General features: G+C 70.8%; 14 protein-coding genes. 5 read left to right on the plus strand and 9 right to left on the minus strand.

Annotation, left to right across the window (positions count from 1 at the left end):
• Window positions 1-104 precede the first annotated feature (104 nt).
• Together NV348_RS14540 and NV348_RS14545 are read right to left on the minus strand one after the other, a co-directional pair.
• Complete coding sequence (locus NV348_RS14540; protein ID WP_447147429.1) at window positions 105-1,583, minus strand: hypothetical protein; 1,479 nt, start codon at window positions 1,581-1,583, stop codon at window positions 105-107.
• Window positions 1,570-2,679: a hypothetical protein gene (locus tag NV348_RS14545; protein ID WP_447147430.1), complete on the minus strand. Its 1,110-nt coding sequence runs from the start codon at window positions 2,677-2,679 to the stop codon at window positions 1,570-1,572. Before NV348_RS14545 ends, NV348_RS14540 begins: the two co-directional genes overlap by 14 nt.
• Window positions 2,680-2,845: 166 nt before the next feature.
• On the opposite strand from NV348_RS14545, the gene trmB reads away from it, so the two are divergent.
• From trmB to NV348_RS14560, 3 genes are read left to right on the plus strand one after another with little or no spacing between them, the layout of a single operon-like run.
• Window positions 2,846-3,679 (plus strand): tRNA (guanosine(46)-N7)-methyltransferase TrmB, encoded by an 834-nt coding sequence (gene trmB / locus NV348_RS14550; protein WP_447147431.1) that lies wholly within the window; start codon window positions 2,846-2,848, stop codon window positions 3,677-3,679.
• Window positions 3,676-4,398 (plus strand): NYN domain-containing protein, encoded by a 723-nt coding sequence (locus tag NV348_RS14555; RefSeq protein WP_447147432.1) that lies wholly within the window; start codon window positions 3,676-3,678, stop codon window positions 4,396-4,398. The genes trmB and NV348_RS14555 overlap by 4 nt, the downstream gene beginning before the upstream one ends.
• Window positions 4,399-8,202, plus strand: coding sequence for an MMPL family transporter (locus tag NV348_RS14560; RefSeq protein ID WP_447147433.1), 3,804 nt, complete (start codon window positions 4,399-4,401; stop codon window positions 8,200-8,202). It begins immediately after the preceding gene.
• Window positions 8,203-8,343: 141 nt separating this feature from the next.
• On the opposite strand, the gene NV348_RS14565 is transcribed toward NV348_RS14560, so the two are convergent.
• The 5 genes from NV348_RS14565 to NV348_RS14585 form a co-directional block, all read right to left on the minus strand.
• Window positions 8,344-10,065, minus strand: a complete 1,722-nt coding sequence (locus NV348_RS14565) for a DUF2339 domain-containing protein (RefSeq protein WP_447147434.1) — start codon at window positions 10,063-10,065, stop codon at window positions 8,344-8,346.
• 695 nt (window positions 10,066-10,760) lie between these two features.
• Window positions 10,761-11,426, minus strand: coding sequence for a DUF1707 SHOCT-like domain-containing protein (locus NV348_RS14570; RefSeq protein WP_447147435.1), 666 nt, complete (start codon window positions 11,424-11,426; stop codon window positions 10,761-10,763).
• 49 nt (window positions 11,427-11,475) lie between these two features.
• Window positions 11,476-12,132 (minus strand): response regulator, encoded by a 657-nt coding sequence (locus NV348_RS14575; protein WP_447147436.1) that lies wholly within the window; start codon window positions 12,130-12,132, stop codon window positions 11,476-11,478.
• Between the two features lie 14 nt (window positions 12,133-12,146).
• Window positions 12,147-13,325 carry a MacS family sensor histidine kinase gene (macS, locus tag NV348_RS14580; RefSeq protein WP_447147437.1) on the minus strand — a complete coding sequence of 393 codons (1,179 nt, stop codon included), beginning with the start codon at window positions 13,323-13,325 and terminating at the stop codon, window positions 12,147-12,149.
• Entirely contained in the window at window positions 13,306-14,541 is a 1,236-nt protein-coding gene (locus NV348_RS14585) for an AI-2E family transporter (RefSeq protein WP_447147438.1), read from the minus strand. The genes macS and NV348_RS14585 overlap by 20 nt, the downstream gene beginning before the upstream one ends.
• A 72-nt stretch (window positions 14,542-14,613) precedes the next feature.
• Here NV348_RS14585 and NV348_RS14590 point away from each other — a divergent pair, with 72 nt between their 5' ends.
• A complete protein-coding gene (locus NV348_RS14590; protein WP_447151038.1) occupies window positions 14,614-16,134 on the plus strand; it encodes an adenylate/guanylate cyclase domain-containing protein in 1,521 nt (506 codons plus the stop codon).
• Window positions 16,135-16,138: 4 nt separating this feature from the next.
• Window positions 16,139-17,221, plus strand: a complete 1,083-nt coding sequence (locus NV348_RS14595; RefSeq protein ID WP_447147439.1) for a lysylphosphatidylglycerol synthase transmembrane domain-containing protein — start codon at window positions 16,139-16,141, stop codon at window positions 17,219-17,221.
• A 1-nt stretch (window position 17,222) separates the two neighbouring features.
• On the opposite strand, the gene NV348_RS14600 is transcribed toward NV348_RS14595, so the two are convergent.
• On the minus strand, window positions 17,223-17,579 hold the full coding sequence (locus tag NV348_RS14600) for a DUF3054 domain-containing protein (protein ID WP_447147440.1): 357 nt from the start codon (window positions 17,577-17,579) through the stop codon (window positions 17,223-17,225).
• Between the two features lie 161 nt (window positions 17,580-17,740).
• Window positions 17,741-19,378, minus strand: coding sequence for an NTF2-like N-terminal transpeptidase domain-containing protein (locus NV348_RS14605; protein ID WP_447147441.1), 1,638 nt, complete (start codon window positions 19,376-19,378; stop codon window positions 17,741-17,743).
• Window positions 19,379-19,430: the final 52 nt, after the last annotated feature.

Below are 19,430 nucleotides of genomic sequence, written 5' to 3' on the forward strand. Positions count from 1 at the left end.
CACGGAGCGGACGCCCAGGTTCCTGGTTAAAGGTTAACGCGATATGACGATCGATACGGAATCGGGTTGGGAATCGGGTTCACTGATAAGTACCCACAGGTCGATCACCCAATCTCGGCCTCGACGCGATCCAGTGCGGCGAGGTCTCGCTCGCACGCCGCCAGCTGAGCCGGACGCTCGGCGACGAGGCGTCGCGCGAGGCTGTCCAGCTCCCCGACCCGGCGGTCGACCGCGACCGCGCGCGCCGTCGATTCCCGGATGACGTGCTCGGCCAATTCTGCCTCGACATCCACCAGAACCGCGGCGACACGCTGCTCCAGCTGGGCTTTCACATTCACCAGCGCCTCGGCGACCCACTGCGAGAGGTGATTGCGCTCGGCCAGCTGGCCCCGCGCGCGCACCACCCAGTAGGCCGCGCCCGCGCCGAGCAGCAGTGTCACCGGGACGCTCGCGGCGTCCAGCGCGGGCACCAGCGACAGCGGTGCGACGACCAGTCGACCGAGGCCGACGCCAGCCGACGCGCCGAGCGCGATCATGAGGTGATCTTCGACACCACGGTGTCTCGGCTCGGGATCGGGGCCGACCTTCGGGGCCGGATCGTGCCTGCGTGCGGCGGGTGCCGCGGTGCCGACCCGGCGGGCGGTCTCGATCACCCTGGCGTCGATCGCGGTGTCGACCGCCACCGACAGCTCGGCCGTGGCCTGCTGCAACCGCTGCGGGTAGGCGCGCAGCTCAGCGCGGTCGCAGCGGTCGAGTTCGGCGCGCGAGCGGGTGTGCAGGGCCCGCACCAGCGCGCCGACCTCGGTGGTCAGGTCGACGCGGGCCAGCTGGACCTGGCTGCGCACCGCGGACAGGCCGGTCTGTCGGCCGCCGTCGCGCTCGGCCAGCAGCGCCACCCGTTCCGCACGCAGGCGGGTCGACTCGGCGCCCGCCCGCAGCGCGGTGACCTGCTCGGTGATCCTGGCCCTGGTGTCGGCGAACACCCTGGTCAGCACGACCGAGCGGCGCACGGTGCCGTCGGTGGGCCGGTGCGCGGTCGCCGCGGCCAGCGCGGCGTGCAGGCCGGCCAGCCCGGAGCGGTCGAGCAGGGCGGAGTCGGCGGCGGCGCGGGCCGCGGCGGACAGGCGGGCCGAAACCGGGAGGACGGGCAGGTCGGTGACACCGCGGGCCGCGAGCAGGGCGAGGCTGCGTTCGCGGGTCGCCTGCCAGTCCTGATAGGCGTGGAAGCCGTTCATGGCGAGCACGATCCGCTGACCGGCGACGCGCAGGCGGTCGATCAGGGTCAGCATGTCGGCGCCGAGCACGCTGCCAGCGTCGAAGACGATCAGGGCGGCGGCGGGGTCGGTCGACCCGGTGACCGCGGCCGGATCGGTCAGGTCGACGCGCGGTTCGAAACGGGCCAGCTCGGTGCGCAGCAGGGTGGTGTTGGCGTCGTCGACGGCGTAGAAGGCGACGGTGGAGCCGGTGCCCGCCTGGTCCATCGCCCGCAGCAGCGCCGCCCCCTGCGGATTCCAGCGTTCGACGACGGCGGCTAGCTCGTCGGGCAGCGGCGACGGGTCGGCCGGCTGGTCAGAGCCCGGCACTCGTCATCCGTTCCCAGGCGCGCACGTAGCCGTTGTGCACGCGGAGAGCGGCGCGGCGAGCGGCGGGCGGCATATCGCTGGAGACCACGGCCCGCCAGCGGGTCGCGCGGGCGAGCGCCTCGTCGGCGTCGGCCGGTGCGGGCGAGGGGTACCCGGCGGCCAGGTGCGCGACCTGTGGGCAGGCCAGTCCCGCGCACAGTCCGGCCCACAGCGCGTCGTCGCCGGCGAGGTACTGCTCGATCAGCTCGCGGGCGCGGCCACCGTCGGCGGGGACGGCGCGGGCGGCGAGACGGACCAGTTCGTCGAGCAGTTCACCCCCGCGCACCGCCTCGACCTGCTCATAGCGGCGATGCACGAGCCGGTGCAGCGGGTCGACGCCGCCCGCCGAGTGCAGGATCTGGATCAGCGCGGCCGAGGTCAGATCGGGGTCGGCGCGCAGCGCGGTGAGCGCGCAGTCGACGCCGTAGAGGTCCCAGTTGGCGATCAACCGCCCGCGCGCGTCCTGGTCGGAGCCGGTGCCGATGAACAGGTCGGCCGACAGCACCGACGGCACATCGGGGCCGACCGCGAGGCGGCGCAGGTCGGACAGATCGGCCGGGTCCACCGCGCCCGCCCTGGTCCGCGCGGCCAGCGAGGCGACGACGGGCACGACCGGCAGACCGAGTTCGCGCGCGGACCGTTCGGCGGCCGCGACCGCGTCACCCCAGCGCGCCCCCACCGCGTCGGCCTTGTTCAGCACCACCACACCGCGACCCGGCGGCACCGTGGCGAGCACGCGGTGGTCGGCGGCCTGCGGCGCACCGGCCAGCACATAGATGACGAGGTCACCGTCGAGCACCGGGTCCGGCTGATCGGGCTGATCGACCGGCGCGGTCTCCTCGGCCGACAGCAGCGCCAGCGCCCGCAGCACGGTGGTCCGCCCGCTCAGCGCCCGCCCCGCGACCTGGATGTGCAGCGGCCTGCGCCGCCGTGCGACCGCCGCGGCCAGTCGCTCGGCGATGGCCGGATCGGTCCCCCGACCGGCGCCGAGGGCCGAGATCAGCTGGTCGAGCTGGTCGGATGCCCGTGACTGTGCGGATTCGGTGGCTGTCGACATTCTGCACACCCCCTTTTCGGAGGGCATTCTGTCAGATCCGGGTGCCGGTGGCCGTCGCGAACCTTCTGCCGACCTGGGGCAACACCGCCGCTACACGGCAGGAATCGCCGGTGCGCGGTCCGAACCGGCGCACGCGCCTGCGACGCAGCTCGGCGCATGCTGGACAATGGACGGCGTGAACGACGCCGCCAACCACCCTGTCGAGTCGGCGCCGGGGCAGCCGTCCACCGGCTCGACCCATCCCAAGCTGTCCGAGATGCCGCACGAGGCGGGCCGCCGCTCGACCACGGGCTCCCGGCTCTACCCGCGCGTCACGAGCTTCCGCTCGCGGCGTGGCGCGCTGACGCCGAATCAGCAGGTCTCCTGGGATCGCACCTGGCCGGTGATCGGGCGCGACGTCGCCAACGAGCCGCTCGACGCCGATACCTGGTTCGGGCGCAGTGCCCCGCTGGTCATCGAGATCGGCTGCGGCACCGGTACCGCGACGGCCGCCATGGCGCAGGCCGAGCCGCACCTGAACCTGATCGGCATCGAGGTGTACCAGCCGGGCCTGGCGCAGCTGGTCTGCCAGATCGAGCGCGAGGAGATCGGTAACATCCGGCTGCTGCGCGGCGACGCCGTCGATGTGCTGGAGAACATGGTTGCCCCGGAGTCGCTGACCGGCGTCCGGGTGTTCTTCCCCGACCCGTGGCCCAAGGCTCGCCACCACAAGCGGCGGCTGCTGCAGGCCCCGACCTTCGCGCTGATCGCCAGCAGGCTGAAGCCGGGCGGCGTGCTGCACGTCGCCACCGACCATGCCGATTACGCCGAGCAGATTCTCGAAGTAGGCTCGGCGGAACCGCTGCTCACCGGCTTGAACGACACCACGGGCGGCGACAGCGCCGCCAACCGCGTCACCGCGCCGATCGGTTTCGAACGGCCCGTCACCAAGTTCGAGGGCAAAGGCCTGCGTGCCGGTAGCGCCATCAACGAGTTCATATGGGGGAAGATCGACAGATGAGCGTGAGTGAGATCGCCACCGAGATGCCGGAAATCGCCCAGGGAACCACCGGCAGCGAGGCGCTGAGCAGTTCCGGCCCCGATGTCCGACGCGTCCTGCTCGTCTGGGACGCGCCGAACCTCGACATGGGACTCGGCGCCATCCTCGGTGGTCGTCCCACCGCCGCTTATCGCCCCCGTTTCGACGCGCTCGGCCGCTGGCTGCTCGCGCGCACGGCCGAGCTCTCGGTCGGCGCGAAGGGCCGCGTCGAACCCGAGGCCACCGTCTTCACCAATATCGCCCCCGGCACCGCCGATGTGGTCCGGCCGTGGGTAGAGGCCTTACGCAACGTCGGTTTCGCGGTCTTCGCCAAACCGAAGATCGACGAGGACTCCGACGTCGACGCCGACATGCTGGCGCATATCGCGATGCGCGAGCGCGACGGCGGCCTGGCGGGCATCATGGTGGCCTCGGCCGACGGACAGGCCTTCCGCGAACCACTGGAAGCCATCGCCGCCAAGGGAATCCCTGCTCAGGTTCTCGGTTTCCGTGAGCACGCGAGTTGGGCGGTGACTTCCGATACTCTCGAGTTCGTCGACCTCGAGGACATCCCGGGAGTATTCCGGGAGCCGCTACCGCGGGTGAGCCTCGATTCGCTGCCCGACGAGGGTGCCTGGCTGCAGCCTTTCCGGCCGCTGTCGGCACTACTCACGTCTCGCCCTGGTCAAGGAGTCGCTTAAGTGTTCACCCGCTGGGGCGATCTGGTCTATCGGTTCCGCTTCGCCGTCATCGGTATTCTCGGTGCGGCTTTGCTGGCGCTGGGTGCCTACGGCACCGGGCTCGGCGATCGTCTGACCTCGAGCGGCTGGTTCGATCCCGGCTCGGAGTCGGTGCAGGGCGCGGAGATCGCCGACGGCGCGTTCGGGCGCGATCACATGGCCGACGTGATCGTCATGTACAACGCCCCCGAGGGCAAGACGATCGACGACCCGGTGTTCTCGCAGAAGGTCGTCGACAGCCTGACCAAGGTCGTCGCGGAGAACCCGGAGATCGACAAGATCAACGGCACCTATTGGAAGGTGGGCGACGCGCCCTCGGTGCCGTCGACGTTCGGTTCCAAGGACAAGAAACACGCGTTCGCCTCGATCGCCATCGTCGGCAACGACGACACCACCATGATGGCCAACTATCGCGCCATCCAGGATGTCTTCTACATTCCCGGCGAGGACGTCGAGGTCTCGGGCCTGCAGGCCATCGCGGTGACCCTCAACGACACCATCGCGCACGACACCAAGCGGATGGAGCTGCTCGCCATCCCCGCGGTGGCGGTGCTGCTGTTCTTCATCTTCGGTGGCATCGTCGCGGCCGCGCTGCCGCTGATCATCGGTGGCCTCACGATCATCGGCGCCACCGGCATCGTGATGGCGCTGACCAACTTCACCGAGGTCAACTCGTTCGTCACCGGCGTCGTCTCGATGATCGGTCTCGGTCTCGCGATCGACTACGGCCTGTTCATAGTCAGCCGGTTCCGTGAGGAATTGGCCGAGGGGTACGACACCAGAGTCGCCGTCCGGCGATCGGTGATGACCGCCGGACGCACGGTCATCTTCTCGGCGACGATGATCGTCGCCAGCCTCGGCGGCATCCTGCTGTTCCCGCAGGGCTTCCTGCGCTCGGTCGCCTACGGCACCATCGCGACGGTCTCGCTCGCCGCGCTGACCGCGGTGACGCTGCTGCCCGCGATGCTGGCCATCCTCGGTCCCCGCGTCGACATGCTCGGCCTCAAGCGATTCCGCAAGACCAAGACCGCCGAGCAGATCGAGAACGGCTTCTGGGGCAACCTGACCCGCTGGGTCATGAAGCACCCGCTCAAGATCGCCATCCCGATCACCATCGGGCTGTTGCTGCTGATCATCCCGGTCAAGGACCTGGCCTTCGGCGGCATCAACGAGAAGTACCTCCCGCCGGACAACCAGGTCCGCTCCTCGCTCGAACACTTCTACGAGGTCTTCCCGCAGAAGAAGACCGACCCCATCCAGCTGGTCTTCACCGGTGCGGACACGACCGCGATCGGTCAGGTCTGGAAGGAAGCCAACCAGGCGCCCGGGCTGGTCGGCCCGTTCGGCGTGCCGACGAACCCGCAGGGCAACACGGAGGTGTGGCGGACCTCGGCGACCCTGGTCGATCCGACCGACAACGCCCAGCCGACCATCGACTACCTGCGCTCGATCGAGGTGCCCGACGGCATCACCATGTACGTCACCGGTCAGCCCGCGCTCATGGCCGACAGCATCGACACACTGCTCGACCTGATGCCACTGATGATCGTGCTGGTGTTGCTCACCACCACCGTGCTGATGTTCCTGACCTTCGGTTCGCTGGTGCTGCCGATCAAGGCAGCGTTGATGAGCGCGCTCGGCCTCGGCTCGACGCTGGGCATCCTGACCTGGATCTTCGTCGACGGCAACGGCGCCGGGCTGCTCAATTTCACGCCACAACCGATCAGCGCGCCGGTCCTGATGCTGATCATCGCGATCATCTACGGCTTGTCGACCGACTACGAGGTCTTCCTGCTGTCCCGCATGGTGGAGGCGCGCGCGCAAGGCGCGTCGACCACCGAGGCGGTCCGGATCGGCACCGCCCAGACCGGCCGCATCATCACCGCCGCCGCGCTGATCCTGCTCGTCGTCACCGGCGCGTTCGCGTTCTCCGATCTGGTGATGATGCAGTACATCGCCTACGGCATGATCGCCGCGCTGTTCATCGACGCCACCGTGCTGCGCATGCTGCTGGTACCCGCGATCATGAAGCTGCTCGGCGACGACTGCTGGTGGGCGCCGAAGTGGATGAAGCGTATCCAGGAGAAGATCGGTCTCGGCGAGCCCATGCTCGACGACGAGCGCCCGCAGAAGGGCGCCGTGGTCGACCTGGTGAAGACCACGCCGATCACCGATCCGCCGACCATGCAGATGACGGTGGTCCCGGACAGCAAGCTGGCCAAGACCCCGCGCCGCCCGCGCACGGTCGCCGAGATCGAGGCCGAGGCGCCGACCGCGCACCTGGACAAGATCACCGAGCACACCGACCCGGCCGAGCCCGCCCGGCCGCGGCCGCCGATGTCGCCCGATCCGACGCGTCCGCGCGCGGCGATGCTGTCCGGCGAGCCGACCCGGGTGCTCCCGGTGGTCAAGCCGGGTGCCGAACCGCCGAAGCCCGAACCGGATTCGGCCGCGAACGCACCGGAGACCACGCCGCCGCCGATGTTCACCAGCGGTGAGCCGACGCAGATCCTGCCGGTCGTCAAGCCCGGCGCCGAACCGCCGAAGCCCGAGCAGGGGCCCGACGACGCCGCGCCCGAACCGGAGGCGCCGCGCGACGATGTGGGTTTCCTTGCGCCGGAAGCGAATCCCGCCGCGCCCGGTGACTCCGGGGTGATCGGTGGCGAGAGCACCGGACCCGCCATCGACGGCGTCATCGGCGGCCTCGATCTGCCCCCGACCGGCCGCGATACCGTGCCGCCGCGTGGGGCGTCGCGGGTGCAGCCGCCCGCAGGCTTCAGCCCGTCGACACCGCGCGTCTCGCCTCCGGGTGACGCGTCCGGATTCGGCACGCCCGCCGAGGATTCCGGCTCGCGGCCGAGCATCGTGCCGCCGGCCCGGCCGAGCATCGTCAACCCGCAGCCGCGCGGTGTGGTGCCGCCGCCCGCGCCCAGCATCGTGAACACGCCGCCGCCCGGCGTCGTGCCCCCGCCCGCGCCGAGCATCGTCAGCCCGCCGCCGAGCATCGTGACGCCGACGCCGCGACCGGTCGAACCGCCCGCGGGTGGGACGTTCAGTGGGTTCACCCCGCTGACCGGCTTCGAGCCGACGGCCCGCGAGGAGCAGCCGGAGCCGGAACCGCGGAGCTCCGCGTCTTCGAGCGACGATCTGTCGGTGGCGCCGGGTGCGCATCGCGCCGAATCGCCCGCGGGCGACGACGTCGCGCGCACGGAGCCGGACGAGCCGCGTGGCGTCTTCGGTACCCCGATACCCGTCGAACCGCCGCAGCCGACCTCGCCGTGGAACGGCAGCCCGGCCGCGCCGAACGGATTCACCGCACCCGAGTCGGCCAGCGGGCCCTGGTTCTCCCCGGTCACACCGTCGCCGGAACAGGATTCGGCCCCACCGGTGCGTCCGCAGGTCGCCCCGCCCGGTTTCACCGCCGTCGCGTCCGGCGAGCCGACCCCGGCGGTCGAGCCCGCACCGCAGGCCGAACCCGCGGAACCGCAGTCGAACCCGAGTCAGTGGCGGGCGCCCGACGGCTTCACCGCCGTGCCCGCACCGACGCCCGCGACTCCGGCCGAGCCGGAGCCCGCCACGGACGACAGCGCGCCGGACGCCGACGAACCACAGGCGGACAACCGCAACGAGATCGAGAACTGGATGGCCCAGCTGCGCTCCTCCCGGCGCGGCACCGCCGCCGACGAAGGTCGCCACAGCGGCAACGAGGGCCGCACGGTCAGCGTGAACGAGCTCCTGCGCCGCCGCGAGGACGACGCCGACTGAGTCGAGCAGGCCCCGAACACGACGAAACCCACGGCTGACCTGCGCCGTGGGTTTCGTCGTTCAGATCCGCTGAGCCACTGCTGATTCGCTGATACCGATCGGCTGGGGACCGGAGTCGGCGAACCGGGACCCGCTCTTCACCTAGTCGGTCGGGCGCGGCGGTCCCGCGTCCGCGAAGGCTCGCGCGTATCGAGTCCCGGTGAGCAGCAAGAGCATTCCGACCACCAGGAAGGCGGCGACCCGGACCAGGCCGGACAGCGTCGACAGGTCGAACAGGAACAGTTTGGCCAGTGCCGCGGCGGCCACGAGCAGGCCCGAGACCAGGCAGACCTTGGCGACGGCGGGCGAGCGGGACAGCCTGCGCAGGCCGTAGAACAGTGCGGCGGTCGCGGCGGCCATCCACACGATGGTCGCGATGCTGTGGCCGAGGACGAAACCGTCTGCCCCGCCGAGGGATACGCCCAGCGAGACCGCTGCGACCAGCACGTAGTACAGCCCGGCGACGCTCACCGCGATCCACACCCCGGTGACGAGTGCCTGCTCGCCCCAGCCCCGGACGCGGGGCACCGTCCACGCCACCATGGCGGCGACACCGAGGCCGAGGACGGCGGACACGGCGGTCCCGACGTCGAGGCGCTGGTCGGCGAGGCGGTGCAGCGCAAGGGTTTCCGGCGTGGCGATCGCCAGCAGGACCAGTCCGCCGAGCGCGGCGAAGGCGATGCCGAGTCCGGCGCTCACCCGCGTCCGGCTCGTTGCCGCGACCGCGAGGAAGGCCAGGGCCACCGTGGCGAGCGCGATCGGCAGTAGACGCGGCTCGCCGCCGGTCGCGGTGACGCAGGTCAGCAGCAGCGAGACGGCGCCGGTGAGCGCGGCGACCAGCGCGGTGTGCCGGGGAATCCCGAGGCGCTCGGCGAGGCCGGGAACCAGCGTCGTCGCCGCGAGACCGAGCAGGATCGCGGCCTGCGTGCCGGTGATCGCGGCGGCCACCGCATGGTCGAACAGCAGCGCCGCGGCGAAGACGGGCAGCGCGGTGAGCGCGATCGTGACGCTCGCGGTGATGTCACCATCGCGCCGCCGGACCACCAGCAACGCGCCGACCAGCCCGACCACCGCGCTCGCCACCGCCGCGACCAGCAGCCCGACCCGCTCCTCGACCTCGTCACCGGCGATCGCCGACGACAGCGCGCTCAACGCGATCATGCTCAGCGCGGCCAGCACCACCGACAGGGTCCGCGCCACCTGCAGCACCGGCCACTCCCGGCGCATCTGCACGGGCACACCGGCCGCCTGCAACACCACCAGGAATCCCAGCAGCATCAGCTCGGTCGTCAGCGCGGGCGACAACACCGCTGCCCCCAGCACCACCCCCACCGCCAGCGGCTGCGACTGCCACCGCATCGCGATCCCGACCCCGGCCGACGCGACCCCCAACGCCACCGCGAGCCCGACGCCTGGCGCCACCCAGTGGTAGTACCCGGTCACCGCGACGACATCCAAATACCCACCGGCAATACCGGTGGCCACCAACGCGATTGCGCCGACCCGCCCACCCGGCCGACCGAACACCCGCCACCCGGCCACGACCAGACTCACCGAAAGCGCGCCCCCGGCAACAACTCTCGCCACCGGCCCGAAGAACCCCGCCTGCGCCGCCAACACCAGCAACATCAACACCCCGATGAGCGTCACCCCGACGCCCGCCACCGCCAGCGCCCGCGAGATCACCCCTTCCCGCTGCCACCACGGTGTCCGCGGCTCCCGCGCCACCGGCGCGACCCACGCCCCACCGGGCCGCCCCACCCCATACCCCGGCGCCCCACCCCGCCCGCCGTACGACGGCGGAACATGCTGTGCCCCAGGCATTTGCGGAGCCGCACCGTAACCAGGCGCCCACCCCGGACGCCCCGGTCCACCAGCCACCGGCACTCCACCAGGCATGTGGCGACCACCGACAGGCACGCCCCAGGACACTGGGCCGCCGCCAACAGGCACGCCACCGGGCACCTGGCCAACAGGCACCTGGCCGCCCGCGACGGGCATCCCCCCGGCCACCGTCACCGGTCCGGCACCACCCGGGACCGACCCAGCTCCGGCCACCTCATCGAGAACTGAAGCCCCCGCCGAGCTCCCAGTAGCTGCCGCGCCTTCGACAGCGACTTCGCGCGGCTCCGGCGGTCCACCGGCAGGCGCGACACCCATGGTCGGGACAGTCGTCGCCGGTGAGGCCCCAGCCGGAGTCGGCACTGCCGGAGCCGCCGCGCTATCGGGAGCCGCATCGGCCGTCTGCGTCGGTCCGGCTGCCCGCAGGCCGGGGTACACCGCGGTCCCCCAGCTCGGTGCGGGCGCACCCGCGATCTCCCCCTGCAACTGAGCGCGCAGTACATCCAGGTCACCGCCGAGCCGGCCCATCTGGGCACCCAGCATGGTGAACTCGCCCGAGAGGCGGGCGACGAGCGCGGGATCGATCGAAATACTCATGTCCTCATGGTCGGCGCGCAGGTCGCGCGGGACATGAGTAGAAACCCCCTACCGGGGTGCCCGTTCCTACCCGAAATGGGTCAGGAGCCGAGGAAGCGGCGCCATTGGACCATGAGCGGGTACTTGGCGGTGACCGAGCCGAAGCGGACGCGGCCGTGGACGACCAGGTGCAGCGGGCCGATGGGCGGGCCGGTGCGGACCTTGTTGGTGACGCCGGAGCCGATGAGCTCGAGGCCGTTGAGGTCGACCGTGGCGGCGGCGGGGACGAGCAGGGTGAGGCCGCTGAGGTAGTCGTCGACCTTGATCTCGACGATCTGGGTCTGCATGACCGCCTCGGTGAAGTCCAGGGTGACACCCGAGAGCAGGTTGTTCAGGTGCAGTACCGGCGGCACCTGCCAGGGCCCGCGCCGGTGCACGCCGGAGAGGCGGCTGCGGATCAGGCCGGGGATCGCGCCGCCGGGCGGGACCGGGCGCGGCCGTGGCATCGAGGCGGGCTGCGGCGCGCCTGCCACCCGCATGCCGGGCAGGTCGACGAGCACCACGTTGAGTTCACCGCGGGTCTTCGCGGCGAGCGCGGTGTCCATGCGTTCGGTGAACTCGCCGAGGGAGAGCATGCCGAGGCCGACGGCGCGCTGTAGCAGCTGACCGACGTGCTCGCGTTCGGCGTCGGAGACGCGCAGGTCCCGGTCGCCGACGGGACCGGCCGTCGTGGCGCCGGGTACGAAGAGGGATTCGGGACCGCCCATGTCATCGAGGGTAGCGACGGCGAGGCCCCCAGCACATCAGGGCAAACCCCTATTCGAGACCCTGTTCGATGGCGTAGCGGGTGAGCTCGACCCGGTTGGCGAGCTGCAGTTTCCGCAGCGTGGCCTGCACATGGTTCTCCACGGTGCGATGCGAGAGATTGAGCCGCGACGCGATCTGCTTGGCGGACAGGCCCTTGGCCACCATCCGCAGCACCTCGGTCTCCCGCTCGGTCAACGACGGGCGATGCGGCTGGTCGGCGGCGGGCGGCGCGGTCGCCATTCGCCGGTACTCGCCGAGCACCAGCCCGGCGAGACCGGGCGTGAACACCGGCTGACCGGCGGCGGTCGCCCGCACCGCGTCGATCAGCTCGGCGGCCGACGCGCTCTTCACCAGGTAGCCGCTGGCCCCGGCCTTGATCGCGTCGAGCACGTCGTCGCGTTCGGCCGACGCCGAGAGGACAAGCACCCGGCTGTGCGGGGAGACCCGCAGCACCTCGGCGGTGGCGGTGGCGCCGTTGCCATCGGTGAGCTGCATGTCCATCAGCACCACGTCGGGCTGGACCGCGGCCGCGCGGCGGGTGGCGGTTCCGACCCCGTCGGCGGTGGCGGGGACGGCGAAGCCGGCCTCGGTGAGGTCGCGGGAGACGCCCTCGCGCCACATCGGGTGGTCGTCGACCACCATCACCGTGATCGCCTGGTCCGTCATCGCGGCTCCTTCGCTCAGCGCGCCGGGTGGCGCGGAATCCGGAATTCCCATTCGGTGCCGAAGTCCTCACCCTCGGTCAGCAGTTCGGCGGTGCCGCCGAGCGCGCCGACCCGGCCGACGATGGAGCGGGAAACCCCCATCCGCCCTTCGGCTTCGGCCGCGGCCAGCCTGCCCGCCGGGATGCCGCTCCCGTCGTCGCGCACGCTCACCACCAGCATGTCACCGGTGTCCTCCAGCAGCACATACGCTTTCGCGTCCGGCCCGGCGTGCAGGTCGACATTCGACAGCGCGGTCGCCACGGCGGCGGCGATCTCCTGCGCGATGGACCGGGCGATCAGCACCGGGTCCCCCGGCGTCGCCACCGAGACCTTCGGCGTGGCCCGCGCGGTCAGCATCGGCCGCAGATCCACCTCGGCCGCACCGGAATCCGGCAGCTCGGTCTGCTCGGACAGCAGGACCCGCAGCGCCACTTCCTGTTCCCCGGCCCGCTGCGCGAGTTCGGCGGCGGGCCCGCCGATCTCGTTGCCGCGACGCTTGATGAACGCCAGTACCTGCAACACGCCGTCGTGCACTTCGCGAGCGAGCCGCTCCCGTTCCTGCGCAGCCGCGGTGATCCGCAGCGCCCGTTCGAGCTGGCCCTGGGCGCGGCGCGCGGTATCGGCCGCCAGGCCGAGCGCCAGGCCGACCGAGACGAGCACCGGCGCGGTGGCATCGCCCCACACGTCCTGTCCCCACTGATCACGCACCGTCACCACCACCGCCGACATGCCGAGCCCGGCGATCACCCCGGCGACCGGCCCGCGCAGGATCGCCATCGAGATCACCGAGTTGGCGATCCACAGCGTGGTCGGCAGCGTCTGATGACCGTGGTACCAGCCGTAATCGGCGACCAGCCGGGTCGAGGCGATCAGCGCGATCGTCACGACCTGGTCGCCGAAGACCACCCAACCCCGGATCCGGCCGGTCGCCGTGGGGAAATACCACTGCGAGAGCAGCAGCGCGGACGTGCCCGACCAGATCGCCATCAGCGCGATCAGGACCCAGCTCAGCCGCGGGTGCTCGTAGTACGACACCGACGCGATCTGCTGGCCGATCGCGTACAGCAGCGTGACCAGCCGAAACGCCTGGGCGGCCCGCCACAGGGGCGCGGTCGCCGCGTCGGCCGAGCTCAGCTCAGCTGTGTGCGTCCGCATCGCCGGGCTCCGCCTCGGCCTTGCGCAGCGTGTGCGCGATGTCGAACCGGCCCTGCTCCGGTTTGTCCGGCTCGGCGGAGAAAAGTCTTCGGTCCTCGCCGATCAGCTCGCCGTAGACCTCCTCCGGACTGTCGGCGAGCAGATAGCGGATCGCGGTATTGCCGACCGCGATCAACGGCACCGCCAGCAGCGCGCCCGCGATCCCGCCGACCACCAAGCCCGCGGTGATCGCCAGGACGACAGCCAGCGGATGGATGCTCACCGCCCGGCCCAGCAGCAGCGGCTGCAGCACGTGGCCTTCCAGCTGCATCACCGCGATGATGATGCCGAGCACGATCAGCGCGGTGACCGGGCCCTTGGTGACCAGCGCGATGAACACCGCGACGAACCCGGCGAAGAACGCGCCGATGATCGGGATGAACGCGCTGATGAACACCAGCGAGGCCAGCGGCAGCGCCAGCGGGACGTGCAGGATCGCCAACCCGGCGCCGATCCCGATCGCGTCCACCGCGGCCACCACGACGGTGGCGCGCACGAACCCGACCAGCGTGCCGAAGCCCAGCTCACCGGCGGTGCGGACCTTCTCCCGGTGCGCGGTGGGGATGATCCGGGTGACGAAATGCCAGATCTGGTCGCCGCCGTAGAGGAAGAAGATGAGGATGAACAGGATCAGGAAGGCGCCGGTGAGGATGTGCCCGATCGCGGTGGCGGTGGTCAGCGCGCCGCTGGTCAGGCTCTCGCGGTTGTCCTGGATGGTGCGCACGATGGTGTCGCCCGCGCTGCGGATCTGCTGATCGCTCAGGTGCGGCGGGCCGTTGATCAGCCAGTCCTGCACCTTGTGGACACTGTTGGTGACCTCGTTGGACAGCCCGGGCACACCGTCGACGAACTGCTCGACGACGAAGGTCATGATCCCGGCGAGCAGCCCGATCGACCCGACCAGCGCGACGAACACGCCAAGCGAACGCGGAATTCCGACCCGCTGCATCCAGTCGACCAGCGGCGCGAGCAGCGCGGCCGCGAGCAGCGCGATCGCCAGCGGAATCACCACGTTGGCGAACTTCTGTACCAGCATCCCCACCGCGATCAGGGCAGCGAAGATGATCAGCAGCCGCCAGCTCCAGGCGGCGGCTTTGCGGACCAGCGGATGCACTGCCTCGGCGTCCGCGCGCCACGGTGCGGACGTGGGCCCGGAATCTGCCTTCTGGTCGGTCACCCGAGAGAGCCTATCGGCCCGAACGCTAGATTGGTGGTCGTGTCGGCGCCCCTGGAAGCGGTCAAACAGACCATGCGAACGCGCTGGCCGCTGTATCTGACCTCGGTACTGCTGGCCAACGCCTTCGGCGCGGTCCTGGTGTGGGCCTTCATCCAGTACGGCCTGCCCGTGCCCGAGGGCGATCCCGGTGGCGTGCGCCGGACCGGCTTCCTCGCGCCGGTGCTGGTCTTCGGCGCCGCCGCGGTGCTGAGTATCGCGGGCGCCGCGCTGATGCTGCGGCCGGTGATGCGCTGGCAGATGCGTGGCGGCCCACCCAGCAGGCAGGAACAGATGGCCGCGCTGCACGTGCCGCTGCGCCAGTCGATCCTGCATCTGGTGCTGTGGATCATCGGCGGCGGCATTCTGGCGGCGCTGATCATCGTCGACTCGCCCGAACTGGCCGGCGCGGTGATCGTCACCGAATGTATGGCCGCCACCATCGTCTTCGGCTTCACCTACATGCTCGGTGAGCGCATCCTGCGCCCGGTGGCCGCCGAGGCGCTGACCGAGGGCACCTTCGATCACACCCTCACCCCCGGCGTCGGCACCAGGATGGCGATGACCTGGGGCATGGGTACCTTCGCGCCGACCATCGCGATCGTGCTGCTGTGCGTCACCCAGATCTCCTCCGATGTGAAGTTCTCGGCGAAGTCGCTGGCCATCTCCATCCTGCTGCTGTGCGGCGTGGTGATCATGCAGGCGCTGGCGCTGTCGATGCTCACCGGATCCTCCATCTCCGACCCGGTGCGCCAGCTGTCCCAAGCCATCAACAGGGTGCAGGGCGGCGCGCGCGACGTGCAGGTGGAGGTCTACGACGGCAGTGAGATCGGCCTGCTGCAGGTCGGCTTCAACCGGATGATGGAAGAGGCGGCCAAGCGGCGCAAGCTCCAGGAACTGTTCGGCCAGCACGTCGGTGAGGACGTGGCCCAGCGGGCCCTGGACTACGGCACCGAACTCGGCGGTGAGACCAGGTTCGTCGCCGTGCTGTTCGTCGACATGGTCGGCTCCACCGCGGCCGCGGCCGAACGTCCGCCGACCGAGGTCGTCAGCCTGCTCAACGAGTTCTTCCGGGTGGTGGTCGACGTGATCGACCGGCACCACGGTTTCGTCAACAAGTTCGTCGGTGACGCGGCGCTGGCCATCTTCGGCGCGCCGCTGGACCGTCCCGACGCGCCGAGCGCCGCGCTGGCCGCCGCCCGCGACCTGCGCGAGGCGCTGCGCGAGGTGACCAGCCTCGACGTCGGCATCGGCGTCTCGGCGGGCCTGGCGGTCGCCGGAAACATCGGCGCCGCAAATCGTTTCGAATACACCGTGATCGGCGACCCCGTCAACGAGGCGTCCCGGCTCACCGAATTGGCCAAAGATCAACCCGGCCGCGTTCTCGCTTCGGGCAGCGCGCTCTACTTCGCCGATGAAAGCGAGCAAGACCATTGGGAAACCGGCGACGAGGTGCAACTGCGTGGCAGACGCAGAAAAACCCGCCTGGCCTGGCCGAAACCGGCGGCCGCCGCACCCGGCGAGGACGAGGAAGAACAGCTGCGTTCGTTAGGCTGAGACCGTGACGGCCGACGGCGACCTAGCAGGCGAACCCGCCTCGCCACCGACCGAGCGCCGCCGCCGGTTCCGGTGGGTGAAATGGGTGCTCGGCGCGGTGCTGCTCGCGCTGCTCATCGGCGAAGGTGCCTACCTGTGGCCCCGCCTGCACGAATCGTGGCGCACGCTGACCGAGATCCACTGGGGCTGGGTCGTGCTGTGCATCGTGTTGCAGGCGATGTCGATGAGCGGATTCGGCCGGGTGCAGAAGCAGTTGCTGCACGCGGGCGGGGTGGACGTCAGCCAGGGCAAGTCCGTGTCGGTGGTCTACGGCGCCACCGCGATGTCGGTGACCCTGCCGGCCGGTCAGGTCTTCTCCACCGCGTTCACCTACCGTCAGACCCGGCGCTGGGGCGCGAGCCCGATCGTGGCGTCCTGGCAGCTGGTGTTCTCCGGCGTGGTCGCCGCGGCCGGGCTGGCGCTGCTCGGCATCGGCGGCGCGGCGCTGGTCGGCAACCAGATCGGACCCAAGCTCATCGGGTCGGTGGTGATCCTGGCCGCGCTGCTGCTCGCGGGCAACTACCTCGCCCGCCATCCCGGCACGCTGGAGGCGATGCTGCGCCGGGTGCTCGCGCTGGTGAACCGGCTGCGCAAGAAACCGGCCGGTCACGGCATCGCCAAGCTGGGCGAGATCCGGCGCCAGCTCGAATCGGTGGACCTGGGCAAGAAGGACGCGGCGCTGGTCGGCCTCTGGGCGCTGGTGCACCGCTTCGCCGACGTGGCCTGTCTCGGCGCGGCCTGTTACGCCGTCGGCGCCGACCCCAAGCTGTCCGGCCTGCTCATCGCGTTCACCGCGGGCAAGGCCGTCGGTTCCATCCCGTTCGCGCCCGGCGGCATCGTCTACGTCGACGCGACCCTGATCTACAGCCTCACCGCCGCCGCGGGCCTGCCCGCCTCCCAGGCGGTCGCCGCCGCGTTCGTCTACCGGTTCGTCAGCTTCATCCTGGTCGCCATCGTCGGCTGGATCGTCTTCGCGTTCCTGTTCCGCACCCCGCAGGCCGACGACGAGGAATACGAACAGGAGTTCAAGCAGCAGCGCAGGATCTGAGTCAGCGCAGCGCGCGGATGGCGGCTCGCCAGCCGAGCAGGAACAGCGCGAGGACGCAGGCGGCGACGATGACGAAGCTCACAGCGACGCCCTGACCGCTGACCGCGCGCAGCACCATCCCGCCGACGAGCGTGCCGAGCCAGATCAGGATGCCGCTGGGCCACAGCGCCGTCGCGTCGAAGCGGGCGTTGCGCGCGACGAGCACCGCCAGCGCCCAGCCGATCAGCAAGCCGATTCCGAAGGGCCACACCGTTTTCACGAGACCGGCGATGACCGCTTCGTCGTGACTGCGCCTGCCGATCGCGCAGAAAACGATCACCAACAGGGCATCAGCGAGGAACGGCGCGAACTTCTTCACTCCAGCAGCCTATGCCAGCTCGGCTTACGAATCCGTCACCCCGGCCCACGCGAGTACATGGGTAACTCACCGGGTACGGCCTGAACCGGCCCCACACATCACCGCCGGCCGCGTCCTCACGTTCTGCGCACCTGAGTCCGGCCAGAAACGCGGAGAGGCGGTCAAGCCTCCGGTGTGGCCAACGATTTCAGCAGGACGGCGGCGAGTCGCGACGTCGCGTCGCCACTGTCGACATCGGCGATGTGCACCGCGAAGACCAGGTCGCCCATGGTGGCCAGCAGCCAGCCGTCGGCGCCGCCGGTCGCCGCGAAGGCGGTGACATCCCGGAAGCCGCGCAGCGCAGCGGTTTCCGGCTTGCCGATGCCCTCCTGCATCAGGCCGCGCAGCCGGTCGACCGCGGGCTGGGTGAGCGCGGGCACCGGGGTGTCGGTGGTGCTCGGCTTGCCGTTCTCGATCATCGGCGGCACCACCGAACCGCGCGAGATCGCGGCGGCGGCGATCGCCATGCCGAAGGGGCTGGCCAGCACCGCGTCCGACCCGGCGCCCTGCCGGACCTGCTCGGTGCTGCGGCCGGGGGCGCTGATCCGCCCGGTCACCTCGTCGAGCCCGTGCACCTTGAAGTCGACGCCGACGCCCAGCGCGGTGGCCGCCTCCGCGGCCTCCTGCACCGAGACATCCTGCGGCGCTTTGTTCTTCGCGGCCGCGGCGACGACGCGGAACAGCTCCATGGTGCCGCCCGCCGGGAACAGCCCGGTGAACGCGATCGGCCCCTTCTCGGTGGCGTAGCTGTTCTGCGCGACAGCCACCACCGCGCCGGTCGACGGCTGGATCGCGACCACCGAGGCCGGCGTGCCGACGCTGACCACCGCGTCCTCGGCCGCGCGCTGGAGCCGCTGATCCATGGTCGCGGAGATGTCGGGCCCGGCCGGGCCCTGGTAACCGGCGACCTGGTTGACGAACCGGCCGTCGGCCTCGAAGATCTGCACACCCCAGCCGGAGGTGGCCTCCTGGCTGTCCTTCCACACCTCGCGCAGCGCGTCCAGCATCGGCGACCAGGTGCGGCGATCGGCGGAGATCAGCTTGGGCTGCTTCTCCATCACCACGCCCGGCACCCGCGCCATCCGCGGTTCCAGGATCGCGAAGTCGCCCTCGCGCAGGTTGACCGCGACGACCGGCTGGCCCTGCGACGCGGCCAGCTGCTGCATCAGCGACGGCCCGGTGATCAGCGGCGCGACCGGTTCGATCGCGTCGGCGAGCGCGTTGGTCGAGCCGACCAGGTCGCCGGTGCGGCTCGGATCGATCTTGATGACATTGATCGTCTGCTCGGTCATCAGCGGCTCGCCGGGCAGGTCGACGACCCGCGGCGGCGGCTTGGCGGTGGTGCGCACGAGCTTGACGGTGCGATTGTTGGCCAGCTGCGGCATGACGACGGCGGGTTCCCAGGAGATCCGCCAGCCGATCGCGAGCTTGCGGACGGTGCCCTGCAGTGTGTAGGTCCAGTCCTTGTGCTCGCCGAAGTTCCAGGCGACGTCCATGCTGAAGATCGCCGACTGCGGGTCGAGATCGATCACCTGACTCGGCTCGTAGTCGACCTTGCCGGTCGCCAAGCCCTCGAACATTTGCTTCATGGTTGCCGAAGCGGCGGCGGGGTACGAGGTCAGGTCGGCGGCTTTGGTGTAATCCTGCTCGTCCAGCAGATCGGTGAACCGCTGGACAACCGACTCCGACTCACTCGGCTTCCCACCCACCCCGCACGAGCACAGCGCGATGGCGAGGGTCGCAACCCCCGCGATCGCCATTGCGCCCCGGACGCGAAAGCGGCGGGATCCCCACACATCCATATCGCCCACT

It is taken from the genome of Nocardia fodinahabitans (genome assembly GCF_052983615.1).

Excerpts from the sequence above, each read along its gene's own strand:
- NV348_RS14545 (WP_447147430.1), bottom strand. The coding sequence starts at position 2,679 with ATGTCGACAGCCACCGAATCCGCACAGTCACGGGCATCCGACCAGCTC.
- trmB (WP_447147431.1), top strand. The coding sequence starts at position 2,846 with ATGGACGGCGTGAACGACGCCGCCAACCACCCTGTCGAGTCGGCGCCG.
- NV348_RS14555 (WP_447147432.1), top strand. The coding sequence starts at position 3,676 with ATGAGCGTGAGTGAGATCGCCACCGAGATGCCGGAAATCGCCCAGGGA.
- NV348_RS14565 (WP_447147434.1), bottom strand. The coding sequence starts at position 10,065 with ATGCCTGGGGCACAGCATGTTCCGCCGTCGTACGGCGGGCGGGGTGGG.
- NV348_RS14570 (WP_447147435.1), bottom strand. The coding sequence starts at position 11,426 with ATGGGCGGTCCCGAATCCCTCTTCGTACCCGGCGCCACGACGGCCGGT.
- NV348_RS14575 (WP_447147436.1), bottom strand. The coding sequence starts at position 12,132 with ATGACGGACCAGGCGATCACGGTGATGGTGGTCGACGACCACCCGATG.
- macS (WP_447147437.1), bottom strand. The coding sequence starts at position 13,325 with ATGCGGACGCACACAGCTGAGCTGAGCTCGGCCGACGCGGCGACCGCG.
- NV348_RS14590 (WP_447151038.1), top strand. The coding sequence starts at position 14,614 with ATGCGAACGCGCTGGCCGCTGTATCTGACCTCGGTACTGCTGGCCAAC.
- NV348_RS14605 (WP_447147441.1), bottom strand. The coding sequence starts at position 19,378 with ATGGCGATCGCGGGGGTTGCGACCCTCGCCATCGCGCTGTGCTCGTGC.